Origin of the sequence: Enterobacter sp. 241F3, assembly GCF_034106785.1 — a bacterium.
GTDB classification, from domain to species: Bacteria; Pseudomonadota; Gammaproteobacteria; order Enterobacterales; family Enterobacteriaceae; genus Enterobacter; species Enterobacter vonholyi.
The window spans coordinates 123820-136576 of sequence record NZ_JAWNDD010000004.1 but is presented as its reverse complement, the minus strand read 5'-3'; the positions used below and the strand labels follow the sequence as shown (position 1 = coordinate 136576).

General features: G+C 55.8%; 14 protein-coding genes. 6 read left to right on the top strand and 8 right to left on the bottom strand.

Translation table 11 applies throughout. From position 1 onward, the window contains the following. Positions 1–74 precede the first annotated feature (74 nt). Positions 75–134: a protein YpfM gene (gene ypfM / locus UR504_RS13380; RefSeq protein ID WP_015572204.1), complete on the bottom strand. Its 60-nt coding sequence runs from the start codon at positions 132–134 to the stop codon at positions 75–77. Between the two features lie 387 nt (positions 135–521). Here ypfM and UR504_RS13375 point away from each other — a divergent pair, with 387 nt between their 5' ends. From UR504_RS13375 to UR504_RS13365, 3 genes are read left to right on the top strand one after another with little or no spacing between them, the layout of a single operon-like run. Beyond that, the gene (locus UR504_RS13375; RefSeq protein WP_302236078.1) at positions 522–872 is read left to right on the top strand and encodes an ArsC family reductase; all 351 of its coding nucleotides are present in this window, start codon (positions 522–524) and stop codon (positions 870–872) included. A gap of 10 nt (positions 873–882) precedes the next feature. Then, the gene (dapE, locus tag UR504_RS13370) at positions 883–2010 is read left to right on the top strand and encodes a succinyl-diaminopimelate desuccinylase (protein ID WP_104950382.1); all 1128 of its coding nucleotides are present in this window, start codon (positions 883–885) and stop codon (positions 2008–2010) included. A 24-nt stretch (positions 2011–2034) separates the two neighbouring features. Next, positions 2035–2232, top strand: coding sequence for a YpfN family protein (locus UR504_RS13365; protein WP_008501627.1), 198 nt, complete (start codon positions 2035–2037; stop codon positions 2230–2232). Between the two features lie 38 nt (positions 2233–2270). Here the strand turns inward: UR504_RS13365 and ypfH are convergent, their stop codons facing one another. The 6 genes from ypfH to dapA form a co-directional block, all read right to left on the bottom strand. Beyond that, positions 2271–2966, bottom strand: a complete 696-nt coding sequence (gene ypfH / locus UR504_RS13360; RefSeq protein ID WP_320739779.1) for an esterase — start codon at positions 2964–2966, stop codon at positions 2271–2273. Positions 2967–3039: 73 nt separating this feature from the next. Next, positions 3040–4986, bottom strand: coding sequence for a tRNA(Met) cytidine acetyltransferase TmcA (locus tag UR504_RS13355; protein ID WP_302236088.1), 1947 nt, complete (start codon positions 4984–4986; stop codon positions 3040–3042). Next, on the bottom strand, positions 4986–5852 hold the full coding sequence (locus tag UR504_RS13350; RefSeq protein ID WP_302236090.1) for a neutral zinc metallopeptidase: 867 nt from the start codon (positions 5850–5852) through the stop codon (positions 4986–4988). The genes UR504_RS13355 and UR504_RS13350 overlap by 1 nt, the downstream gene beginning before the upstream one ends. A gap of 120 nt (positions 5853–5972) precedes the next feature. Further along, positions 5973–6686, bottom strand: coding sequence for a phosphoribosylaminoimidazolesuccinocarboxamide synthase (gene purC / locus UR504_RS13345; protein ID WP_008501631.1), 714 nt, complete (start codon positions 6684–6686; stop codon positions 5973–5975). Between the two features lie 109 nt (positions 6687–6795). Then, the gene (bamC, locus tag UR504_RS13340; protein WP_111965182.1) at positions 6796–7830 is read right to left on the bottom strand and encodes an outer membrane protein assembly factor BamC; all 1035 of its coding nucleotides are present in this window, start codon (positions 7828–7830) and stop codon (positions 6796–6798) included. Positions 7831–7846: 16 nt separating this feature from the next. Further along, the gene (gene dapA, locus UR504_RS13335) at positions 7847–8725 is read right to left on the bottom strand and encodes a 4-hydroxy-tetrahydrodipicolinate synthase (protein WP_008501633.1); all 879 of its coding nucleotides are present in this window, start codon (positions 8723–8725) and stop codon (positions 7847–7849) included. A gap of 145 nt (positions 8726–8870) precedes the next feature. Here dapA and UR504_RS13330 point away from each other — a divergent pair, with 145 nt between their 5' ends. Further along, positions 8871–9440 (top strand): glycine cleavage system transcriptional repressor, encoded by a 570-nt coding sequence (locus UR504_RS13330; protein ID WP_023308758.1) that lies wholly within the window; start codon positions 8871–8873, stop codon positions 9438–9440. Continuing rightward, positions 9440–9910, top strand: coding sequence for a thioredoxin-dependent thiol peroxidase (gene bcp, locus UR504_RS13325; protein ID WP_014171119.1), 471 nt, complete (start codon positions 9440–9442; stop codon positions 9908–9910). The genes UR504_RS13330 and bcp overlap by 1 nt, the downstream gene beginning before the upstream one ends. A gap of 95 nt (positions 9911–10005) precedes the next feature. On the opposite strand, the gene UR504_RS13320 is transcribed toward bcp, so the two are convergent. Beyond that, positions 10006–11070, bottom strand: a complete 1065-nt coding sequence (locus tag UR504_RS13320) for an AI-2E family transporter (protein ID WP_033146172.1) — start codon at positions 11068–11070, stop codon at positions 10006–10008. 221 nt (positions 11071–11291) lie between these two features. On the opposite strand from UR504_RS13320, the gene bepA reads away from it, so the two are divergent. Then, positions 11292–12755 (top strand): beta-barrel assembly-enhancing protease, encoded by a 1464-nt coding sequence (gene bepA, locus UR504_RS13315; RefSeq protein ID WP_111965181.1) that lies wholly within the window; start codon positions 11292–11294, stop codon positions 12753–12755. The last annotated feature ends 2 nt before the right edge of the window (positions 12756–12757 follow it).

Here is a 12757-nt window from a genome sequence, read left to right as displayed (position 1 = left end):
CCTTTTTACTGTGTGATTAATTCACACTATGGTTATTTTACTTATTTTAGTGCTCTTGCAATTCTTACTGAATGTCATTTACGAAGCATGCCTTCGATAAAATCTTTCCAGTTCCCCAGTTCACGTTCAATCATAACTACCTCTCTTATTATTATGCGCATTCTACAAAAACGGGCCATCATTGTGAAGACTATTTAACCAATTGCTGTGATTGTACCCCACGTCCTGCGGGGATTTATGATAAATATGAACGGTGAGACCTCAATTTTTTGTGACGGCCAGCAATATTTTGAAATAACCCTACGAACGGGTGAGTTTTATTTTATTTGCTGACTTTATTGGGTTTTTAAAGTTTATGGACATCTATGCTTAAACGGTGAAAGAATATTCAGCGTACAGATGTGAGTTGAATTAATATAAAGTGTAAATCCAGACGATTCCTTAATGTGTTATATTCCACTTAAGGATATATCTTCGAATTTACTGAACATTTAATCATCATAAGGTCAAAAGGATTCACCATGGTTGTGATGTACGGCATTAAAAATTGCGACACCATCAAAAAAGCCCGTCGATGGCTGGAAGCGAACGGCGTGGAGTACCGCTTCCACGATTACCGCGCCGATGGGCTTGATGCAGAATTTCTGCATAGCGCTATCAGCGAACTGGGCTGGGAAGCTCTGCTGAACACCCGCGGCACCACCTGGCGTAAACTGGACGAATCTCTGCGAGCCAGCATCACCGATGCCGACAGCGCGGCAAAACTGATGCTCGAGATGCCGGCAATTATCAAACGCCCATTGCTCTGCGCGCCAGGGCAGCCTATGCTGCTGGGTTTCAGTGAAACCCTTTATTCCGACTTTTTTCGTTGAGGTGTAGTTTATGTCATGCCCGGTCATTGAGCTGACTCAGCAGCTTATTCGCCGTCCTTCCCTTAGCCCGGACGACGCAGGTTGTCAGGCTCTTATGATTGAACGCCTGCGTGCCATCGGTTTTACCGTTGAACGCATGGATTTTGGCGATACCCAGAACTTCTGGGCGTGGCGCGGACAGGGCGAAACGCTGGCCTTCGCCGGGCATACTGACGTCGTTCCCGCCGGTGACGCGGACCGCTGGATTAACCCGCCGTTTGAACCGACCATTCGCGACGGCATGCTGTTTGGTCGCGGCGCGGCAGACATGAAAGGTTCTCTGGCGGCGATGGTCGTGGCGGCAGAGCGCTTTGTGGCGCAGCATCCCAACCACAAAAACCGTCTCGCGTTTTTGGTAACCTCCGACGAAGAAGCCAGCGCGCACAACGGTACCGTGAAGGTTGTTGAAGCGCTGATGGCACGCAACGAGCGTCTCGACTACTGCCTGGTCGGTGAGCCGTCCAGCACCGAAGTGGTGGGTGACGTCGTCAAAAACGGACGCCGTGGCTCGCTGACCTGTAACCTGACCATTCACGGCGTTCAGGGGCACGTTGCGTATCCGCATCTGGCCGATAACCCGGTCCACCGCGCCGCGCCAATGCTGAGCGAGCTGGTGGCGATTGAGTGGGATAAGGGCAACGAGTTCTTCCCGCCGACCAGCATGCAGATTGCGAACGTCAAGGCCGGGACCGGCAGCAATAACGTGATCCCGGGGGATTATTTCGTCCAGTTCAACTTCCGCTTCAGCACGGAACTGACCGATGAGATGATCAAGGCGCGCGTTATCGCCCTGCTGGAAAAATATCAGCTGCGCTACACCGTGGAGTGGTGGCTTTCCGGCCAGCCGTTCCTGACGCAGCGTGGCAAACTGGTGGATGCGGTGGTGAACGCCATCGAGCACTATAATGAAATTAAGCCACAGCTGCTGACAACGGGTGGTACCTCAGACGGACGTTTTATCGCCCGTATGGGTGCTCAGGTTGTCGAACTGGGGCCAGTGAACGCAACCATTCATAAAATAAATGAGTGTGTCAATGCGGCAGATTTACAACTGCTGGCCCGTATGTATCAACGTATTATGGAGCAAATCGTCGCCTGACGAACGCTCTGAGAGGAATAGCGAATGGATTGGCTTTCAAAGTACTGGTGGGTTCTGGTGTTGGTTTTTCTGGTCGGCGTACTGCTTAACGTGATTAAAGACCTTAAGCGCGTGGACCATAAAAAATTTCTCGCCAACAAACCGGATCTTCCCCCGCACCGTGATTTCAACGACAAGTGGGACGATGACGACGACTGGCCGAAGAAAGACCAGAAGAAGTAACCGGTCCGTATCCCCTCTCCTGTGGAGAGGGGATAACCTCACATAAACTCAACAATATCATCGTTATCCGGTTTGCCGCCGCTGAGCGCTTCATCAAAGTAGTGCTTCGGCACGGTATAGCGCAAACGATCGAGCGCGAACTGCATGCTGCGGTCGTCAATCGCGTGGCCCAGATCGTCAACGATATCCAGCGTCACATCCCCCCTCTCACGAATCAGCGCTTCCTGTGCGTCAACCGCATGCGAGAGCTCAATCACCCGGTCTTCACCGCCGTGGATTAAGTGGATCGTGGTTTGCGTGGTTGCGCTAGTCGGTAACGTCGCAAAACGGCCGTTAAACGCAATCACCCGTGACACCAGACCCGGGTGCGCCTTTACGCTTTCCAGCGACATGATTGACCCCTGCGAGAAGCCAATCAGCGCGGTCGCCTCGGCACCCACGCCGCTCTGCTGCTGCCAGTAGCGGACAACGTCGATAAAGGTCGGCATGATGGCGTCAATGCGCGCCTGACGGTTCTCTTCCGTCACGCCCTGAACCGAGAACCACTGGCGCCCGTTCGGGCCGCATGGCTCTACGCCACCGATGCTGACAATCAGCGCTTCGGGGAAAACGGGTGCAAACCAGCTGCCAATCTGCCCCATATTGACGGCATTATCGCCAACCCCATGAAACAGAAGCAGTAACTGTTTAGCCGGTTTGTCAGGGCTTTGAACAACAAAATGATCGTGTTTCATGGTGGTCTCCTTAATAGATGACCTGGATTCTACGCCTCCCGACGTGAATGACCATGCCACTTTACTGAAGAAGTCATTGAAAAAATTGCCATTGCAAAATGTCTTCTTTCAACTGATGGCTGCGGGGATAATCAAGGCTTTCAAGCGCTTGCGCGGTTTCACTGCGCAGCTTTGCCAGCAACGCTTTTCGCCCGACGTCTTCCGTTTTTCCTGCCATTTTCCCTCGCAGGGCCGGAAGCGGCATGTCTACGGCTAACAGCAGCCGCGTCAGCGCGGCAACCGAGGTTGAAAACGCACGGTGTGCAAAAGCAAACCCCGCCAGCTCCAGCCAGTCGTCACTATTAAGGGTAGCTTCCCATCGGTCTTCCACGGGGATCTTTTCACCGTTCCAGGCAGACAGGACGCGCATATCCCGGCACAAACGCTGATGTTCCTGCGCGCACAGCCGACGCCCTGCCTCGCTAAGCGGCAGCAGCGCCATCGCCGTGTAGCAGCCGCTGCTGGCTTCACGATGGCTGCCCATCCGCACCAGCACAAAGCCGCACTGCTGCCAGAAATGCCAAAGTTCATCGGTGTAACCAAAGCTCACCGACAGATAATCTTCGCCGCAGGCGCTGCGAACAAGCGCCTGGCCAATCCCTTCCCGCTGACGGCGAGGGTGCACGGCAATGCGGGTCACCCGCCGTCCTCTGAGCGTCGCCGCCAGCGGAGAGCCGCCGTGTGCCGCCAGAGACTGCGCCACCAGGTTCCCGCGCGGACGCCGGAACCCCGCCCACACGGCACGGCTAAGCTCAGGGGACAGCCCGCCCTCCTCCACCAGCCATAGCGCCCCGGCGATAACCGGGTTCGTTTCGGCAACGGCAAACTGCTGCCCGGGCGCGTCCATCATGCGGCGCAAATCGAGCGGCGAGGTGCGGTAATGCGCCGCGCAGAGGAGCTCATACACGCTCGCGGCAAGCGCCGGGCGGCTTTCCCATGCCGTCGGCGCCAGAGACGTTAAATGCACCTCTCCTTCCGGGCGACGGTCGATCAGCGTATCGTCAAACAGCAGCGCGCTGGCGACGATCCGCTCAAGCGGGCAGCCCGCCGCCCAGCGCACAGGTGTAGATAAGCTGTAGCGCTGCAGCCCGGCAAACCGACCGCAGAATTTAAGCAAAAATCCCCGGCCCGTCCCTTCATAGCCCTGCACCGTGGTGGTTAACAGCACGCGGGGGAAACGGGCAACTAGCTTTTCCAGCAGAGGTCCGGGGATCGCAGCGGCTTCATCAACAATCAGCCAGTCTGCCTGGCGTGAAGAGGCAAGCAGCGCGTCCGGGGCCATAAAATGAAAACGCTCTCCGGCAAAGCGGGCGATGATATCCGTTGCCCCCTTCGACGGCGCGGTAACCACGGCGCTGCCAGCAATGCGGCTCAGCAACATTCCTGCCAGGGCTGATTTTCCGCGCCCACGCGCGGCGGTGACGGCCACGATGCCACCCGACATCCCCTGCAGCACATCCAGGATCTCAGCCTGTTCGCGCTGCGGGGCGCCGCTGGCAGGCTGCCAGTCTGGCGCGTCGGGTAAAGGCGGAAGGGATAACGCGCGGCCCTGAAGCCAGACAATCGCGTCGGGATCGGCTGCAATCGTCCGGGAGAAATGGTGGACAAAATGCGGCGTGGCTATTGCTTCCGCGCTGTCGCTCCAGCGCAGTGAATCGCTGTCTGGCAACCCGGCCCACGCGTCGAGTGGCGGAACCCGTAGCACCAGAAGGCTTCCGGCGCTCAGCGTTCCGCTCAGGGCGGCAAACGCGGCGACATCAAACCCGGCGCTGGCGTCAAAAACAGCATGCCGAAACTCGCGTCCCAGCAGGCCGCTGATGGCTTTTGAAGGATGTTCGTCAAGCCTTACCCAGTCTCCGGGCAAGGCGGCACGCAGGGCAAGCGCCTGGGTTAACGTCCACTGTACCTCGCCGCTGAGCACCACCAGCCGACGATGGCCGGTGCGCTCAAGCTCGCGTATCAGCTGTTCAAACGCCAGCATTACATCGCTTTGCCGAAGGTATTACACTGCGCCGGGTCGCCGCTGTCGAAGCCGCGTTTGAACCAGCTGTAGCGCTGCTGTGAGGTACCGTGAGTGAAGCTGTCCGGCACGACGCGCCCCTGGCTCTGCTGCTGAAGACGGTCGTCACCGATAGCCTGAGCGGCGTTTAACGCCTCCTCAAGATCGCCGGATTCCAGAACGCCCTGCTGCTGCATGCTGTGGCCCCAGACGCCCGCGAAGCAGTCCGCCTGCAGCTCCATTTTGACGGACAGTCGGTTAACTTCTGCCTGCGAGGCATTTTGCTGCAGCTGGCGCACCTTAGGCTCAATCCCCAGCAGCTTTTGCACGTGATGGCCGACTTCATGCGCGATCACGTAGCCCTGGGCAAAATCACCGCCAGCGCCAAGCTTGCGTTTCATGTCATCGTAAAAGGAGAGATCGATATAGACGGTGCCGTCTGCCGGGCAGTAGAACGGGCCCATCACGGACTGTCCGGTTCCGCATCCGGTGCGGGTGGCGCCGCGGTACATCACCAGCTTCGGCTGCTGGTAGGTACGCCCCATCTTCTCAAACAGCTGACCCCAGGTGTCTTCCGTTGTGGCGAGGATAACGGAGGTAAATTTGGCCGCTTCATCTTCATTCGGGCTGATGGAGTTCTGAGATTGCTGCTGTTGCAGCGGCTGACCGGTCATCAACCCTGTGAGGTCAACGCCGTAATAACCCGCGACTAAAACCACAATCAGCAGGATGATGCCGCCCTTACCGCTGGGTAACCGGAAGCCGGGTCCCCCCATTGAAGGACCGCCGCCGCCATCACTGCGTCTGTCTTCTACATTGTCACTTTCACGACGCCCTTGCCAGCGCATAACCACCTCTAACTATTCCATTTATAATAGCTATGATCGTAGGCGGTTAACGGCAAGATTACCATAGGAAACAAAGGTAAGACGCCAAAGGATGCGAACATCCTTTGGCAAGTGAGGGAGTTAGTCGAGCTTAACGCCTAAACGGTGAGCAACCGCTTCGTACGCTTCAATCAGGCCACCCAGGCTCTGACGGAAACGGTCTTTGTCCATTTTATCCAGCGTTTCTTTATCCCACAGGCGGCTACCGTCTGGTGAGAACTCATCGCCCAGCACCACTTCGCCTTTGAACAGACCAAACTCCAGCTTGAAGTCGACGAGGATCAGGCCCGCGTCATCAAACAGTTTTTTCAGCACGTCGTTGGCTTTGTAGGTCAGCTCTTTCATGCGCGCCAGGTTCTCTTTGTTCACCCAGCCGAAGGTTTCGCAGTAGGAATCATTGACCATCGGATCGTGCATGGCATCGTTTTTCAGGAACAGGTCGAACAGCGGTGGATTCAGTTCGATACCTTCTTCAATGCCGAGACGCTTCACCAGGGAGCCCGCCGCACGGTTACGAATAACGCACTCAACCGGAACCATATCCAGTTTTTTCACCAGACATTCCGTATCGGACAGCAACGCTTCCATCTGGGTCGGGATACCCGCTTCGGCCAGTTTGGTCATAATGAAGTGGTTGAACTTGTTGTTCACCATGCCTTTACGATCGAACTGCTCAATGCGTGCGCCATCCCCTGCTGACGTATCATTGCGGAACTCGAGCACCAACAGATCCGGGTTTTCCGTGCTGTATACGGTCTTCGCTTTGCCACGATACAACTCAGCTTGCTTCTGCATCTTCATTACTCCTGGTGTGATGATTTGTGTTCAAAACTGGGGATATTATGCCACGCACACGTTTGCGTGGCACTAAAATAAAAAGGGCTGGATTCACCAGCCCTCGTATTTATTTGCTGAATGCTGCCTGGAAGACAGCGACCAGCGCATCGTTCTGCGACTGGGTCAGCGTGTGACCTTTTGGATCGATAAACTGCAGACTGCTGCGGTTATCCAGGTCGCCTACCTGAATCTTATAGTCACCGGAGGCAAGCTGTGGATCTTTCGCGCCCAGTTCCTGCCACGCGCTGTCGGAGAGCGGCTTATAGGTTGCCGTCATGCTGCCGGTTGAACGCGTGCTGTCGGTCACTTTCATGCCCACTTTTTCCAGCGTCGCTGGCAGACGTTGCCAGGTCTGGTTAAACGGTGCACGCACTACCAGCATTGGCAGGCCGGTATCATCCGCGCCGCTCTGAACATCGAAGGTCACACCGTTACGGCTCTGCGCAGCGTTGGCGGCATCGGTAGCGGTCTTATCCAGACCTGCGGCAATCACGTTCAACATTTCGGTACTGTAACGCTGCAGGGACGCGGCATCCGCAACCGGTTTACCCGCCTGCTCCAGGTTCAACAGCTTAACGTTGACCGCCTGCTGATAACCCTGTGGTTTAACGGAGACTTGATAGCGACCGCGGTACTGCTGGTCTTCATCCAGACGGTTCCATTCGATCCAGTCGGTGGTTAACGTCTGGCTGGCGTCATCGCGTTTATCGATGGTGTAGTTCTTCGACTGAATGACGCTGACAACCTGCGGCCAAAGATTGCTACCGCGCGCGCTCTCAACCATCAGAGACGCCGTATCACCGGTGAACTGGGTACGCGCCCCGCTAACCAGCGCCAGAGGCTGTGCTGGCGGACGAATATCAAGCGCTTTACCGACCAGGCCGCTGCCGTTGGTCACGGGAATATTATAATCGCCGTTCTGAATCGGCAGGATCATACCAGCCGGTGCGTGAAGTTCAGCAAGCGGGGTCGCATCCAGATAGGATTCATCACCGCTCACCTGGCGCTTGTAGCGCGAGTCTGAACTACAGGCAGCGAGCAGCATAACAAGCGAAACACTCGCAACCTTCGCCAGGCGCGACTTCTGTACTGAATAAGCCATCAAATCTCCCTAAACTCTACAGCAAACCGGCATGCTTCAGCGCAGCCCTGACGATATCACGACCGTGGTCGGTGATCGGTGTCATTGGCAGACGCAGCGTATCGGTTGCTACAAGACCCAACTCCTTGCATGCCCATTTCACTGGGATCGGATTGGGTTCGACAAATAATTTATTGTGCAGCGGCATCAGACGCTGATTAATGACGCGCGCTTCATCAAAATGACCTGCTGCGGCCAGTTTGCACATTTCAGCCATGTCGCGCGCCGCAACGTTTGCCGTTACGGAGATCACGCCATGGCCACCGAGCTGCATAAAGTCCAGCGCGGTCGCATCATCACCACTCAACAGGATAAAGTCGTCTGAAACCAGCTCTTTGATCTGATGAACGCGGCTTAAGTTCCCTGTCGCCTCTTTAATACCGATAATATTTTTTACTTCCGAGAGACGACCAACGGTTTCCGGCAGCATATCGCAACCAGTACGGGACGGCACATTATACAGAATTTGTGGCAAGTCAGTATGTTCAGCGATGGCTTTGAAGTGCTGGAACAAACCTTCCTGAGTAGGACGGTTGTAGTAAGGAGTCACCGTCAGACAGCCAACGATGCCGCTGTCGTTAAAACGTTTGGTCAGGCTGATAGCTTCTGCGGTTGCATTAGCCCCTGTGCCCGCGATGACCGGAATACGTCCGTCAGCCAGTTCCAGGGTCAGCATCACCACATCGCCGTGCTCGTCGTGGCTCAGCGTTGCGGATTCACCGGTAGTCCCTACCGAAACGATCGCCGAGGTTCCGTTGGCGACATGGTAATCAATGAGCTTCTTCATGCTTGACCGGCAGACATTACCTTTTTCATCCATCGGTGTAACAAGCGCGACAATACTTCCCGTGAACATGAGCCATCCTCTGTGCGAACAAGAGCCTCAATGTTACGTTTGGAACTGTAATAAAAGCAAGCGACCTGAGGCTCTCAGGCGGTTGTATGCATGTTTTTTTTATGCTTTCCTTAGGAAGACTTAACCATGCAAAGGAAGAACAGGTTTGACAACCTCATCACAACATTACCTGGTTATCACTGCGCTGGGTGCCGACAGGCCGGGTATCGTGAACACCATCACCCGCCACGTAAGCAGCTGCGGCTGTAATATCGAAGACAGCCGTCTGGCGATGCTCGGTGAAGAGTTCACATTTATTATGTTACTTTCCGGGACATGGAACGCCATCACGTTGATTGAATCGACCCTGCCGCTGAAAGGGGCCGAACTGGATTTGCTGATTGTCATGAAGCGCACCACTGCGCGTCCGCGTCCAGCACTGCCTTCTACCGTCTGGGTACAGGTTGAAGTGCCTGATTCTCCGCATCTGATTGAGCGTTTCACGGCGCTTTTTGACAGTCATCAGATGAATATTGCCGAACTGGTTTCCCGTACGCAGACAAGCGATGACCATGGTCTTCCGGTGCTGTTTATTCAAATTACCGCGCACAGCCCTGCCTCACAGGATGCGTCAAATATCGAGCAAGCGTTCAAAGCCCTCTGTACAGAATTAAACGCGCAGGGCAGTATAAGCGTCGTCAATTATTCGCAGCACGAACAGGATGGAGTTGAGTAATGAACCCACTGAAAGCCGGTGACATCGCACCGAAATTTAGCTTACCGGATCAAGACGGCGAGCAAGTAAATTTGACCGACTTCCAGGGACAGCGTGTTCTGGTCTATTTCTACCCGAAAGCCATGACCCCCGGCTGCACCGTACAGGCCTGCGGCTTACGCGACAACATGGACGAGTTGAAAAAAGTCGGCGTGGAAGTGCTGGGTATCAGCACCGATAAACCAGAAAAGCTGTCACGATTTGCTGAAAAAGAGCTGCTGAACTTCACGCTGCTTTCTGATGAAGATCATCAGGTATGCGAGCAGTTCGGCGTCTGGGGCGAGAAGACGTTTATGGGTAAAACCTACGACGGCATCCACCGCATCAGCTTCCTGATTGACGCTGACGGTAAAGTTGAACACGTGTTTGACGACTTCAAAACCAGCAACCACCACGACGTGGTGTTGAACTGGCTGAAACAAAGCGCCTGATAAACAGCAAAACGGCAACCCAGGTTGCCGTTTTTCATGTTTTCTCCCTCTCCCCGTGTGAAGGGGTCGGGGTGAGGGCATCAGGCCGCCCCCCTCTACTTCTCTTCCACCGCCGGCACATCCGGCCACGCGTGGACGACCGCTTTAATCAGCGTAGCCAGCGGAATAGCGAAGAACACGCCCCAGAATCCCCACAGCCCGCCGAAAATCACCACGGATAAGATAATCACCAGCGGATGCAGGTTCACCGCTTCGGAGAACAGCACCGGCACCAGCAGGTTACCGTCCAGGCCCTGAATAATCAGGTAGACCGCGAAGCAGCTCCAGAACTCAGTCCCCAGCCCAAACTGGAACAGCGCGACCCCAACAACCGGAATGGTCACCACAAACGCGCCTATGTACGGGATCAGAACCGACAGCCCCACCAGCACCGCCAGCAGCAGCGAGTAGTTCAGGCCGAAAATCAGGAAGCCAATCCAGGTCGCTACCCCCACGACAATCATCTCCAGCACCTTGCCGCGAATGTAGTTGGTGATCTGCTGGTTCATCTCTTCCCAGACCTGCCCCGCCAGCCCGCGATTGCGCGGCAGAATACGGCGCACGGCGTTGAGCATTTGATCTTTATCTTTCACCAGGAAGAAGACCATCAGCGGCACGAGCACAAGGTAAACCGCCAGCGTCAGCAGTCCGACCAGGGACGCCAGAGAGTATTTCACCACCGAATCACCCATCGTCATGATGCGGGCGCGCATATTTTCGGCCATCGCGTCGATAATTCCGGCATCCATCAGGGCCGGATAACGGCGCGGCAGCGTGGCGGCAAAATCAGACAGCTTGTTCAGCATGCCGGGCATGTCGCGGATCAGGTTAATTCCCTGCTGCCAGGCGACCGGCATCACCACAAAAGCCATTAACAGCAGGATGCCGACAAACAGCACCAGCACGATGCTGGTCGCCCAGCGGCGGGAACAGCCGATATGTTCCAGACGCGCCGTGGGCCACTCCAGCAGGTACGCCAGCACAATCGCCACCAGCAGAGGGGCGAGCAGGCCGCTGAAGAAGAACAGAATACCGAACCCGGCAACCAGAATAACCAACAAAGCAATGGCTTCCGGGTCGCTGAACCGACGCCGGTACCACTGCATTAACATTTCGAGCATACAACCCTTCCCTGAATCGAATGGCGGGAGTGAGACGGTGAATTGTATCTAACTGTCACAAAAAAGACTTTCGCTTTTTGTATCCCGATCGCAATCCGCAAAACCCTGATGAATGGGATTTTCTTCATGCTACAACACGGCTACACTCGCAGGGCAGCAGAGATGAACGATATGCCGGTTCATCGGTCAAATTAGCACATCCAACATACAGGACAGTGGTTATGTTCAGGCAATTGAGAAAAACACTGGTTGCAACACTGATTGCCGCGGTGACGGTCGGTCAGGTGTTGCCCGCTTTTGCTGACTCGTCCGATTCATTGCCGGACATGGGCACCACAGCAGGAAGCACGCTCTCTATTGGGCAAGAGATGCAAATGGGGGATTACTATGTTCGCCAGCTGCGCGGCAGCGCCCCGCTGATCAACGACCCTTTGCTGGTGCAGTACATAAACGGGCTGGGGATGCGTCTGGTAGCGCACGCCGACTCGGTAAAGACCCCCTTCCATTTCTATTTAATCAATAATGACGAAATCAACGCCTTCGCCTTCTTTGGCGGTAACGTGGTGCTGCATTCGGCGTTATTCCGTTACTCTGACAACGAAAGCCAGCTGGCCTCGGTAATGGCGCACGAAATTTCGCACGTCACACAGCGTCACCTGGCGCGTGCGATGGAAGACCAGAAACGTAACGCTCCCCTCACCTGGGTGGGTGCACTGGGATCGATTCTGCTGGCGATGGCCAGCCCGCAGGCCGGGATGGCAGCCCTGACCGGTACGCTGGCGGGAACACGTCAGGGGATGATCAGCTTTACCCAACAAAACGAGCAGGAAGCGGACCGCATCGGGATTCAGGTGCTGCAGCGCTCGGGCTTTGACCCGCAGGCCATGCCGAGCTTCCTGGAAAAACTGCTCGATCAGGCGCGTTACTCTTCCCGTCCGCCGGAAATCCTGCTGACGCACCCGCTGCCTGAAAGCCGACTATCGGACGCGCGTAACCGTGCAAACCAGATGCGTCCTGTGGTGGTCCAGTCTTCGCAGGATTTCTACATGGCGAAAGTGAGAACCCTGGGAATGTACAATTCCGGGCGTAACCAGCTCACCAGTGACCTGCTGGATACCCTGGCGAAAGGCAACGTGCGTGAGAAAAACGCCGCGCAGTATGGTCAGGCGCTTCAGGCGATGGAAGCCAGCAAATACGACGAGGCGCGTAAAGCGCTGCAACCGCTCCTGGCTGCCGACCCGAACAACCCGTGGTATCTCGATCTGTCGACGGATATCGATCTGGGGCAGAAGAAAACCGCCGATGCGATTAACCGTCTGAAAGGGGCGAAAGACGTCCGTACCAACCCGGTGCTGCAGCTTAACCTGGCGAACGCTTATCTGCAGGGCGGCCAGCCGGGTGAAGCGGCGACTATCCTGAACCGCTACACCTTTAATAATAAAGACGATCAAAACGGCTGGGATCTGCTCGCTCAGGCGGAAGCCCAGCTCGGCAACCGCGATCAGGAGCTTGCGGCGCGTGCCGAAGGCTTTGCCCTGGTGGGCCGCCTCGATCAGGCGATTTCCGCGCTCAGCAGCGCCAGCTCGCAGGTCAAGCTTGGTAGCCTACAGCAGGCCCGTTACGACGCGCGTATCGATCAGCTGCGCGGCCTGCAGCAGCGCTTTAAGCCGTACGAGAAGATGTAATA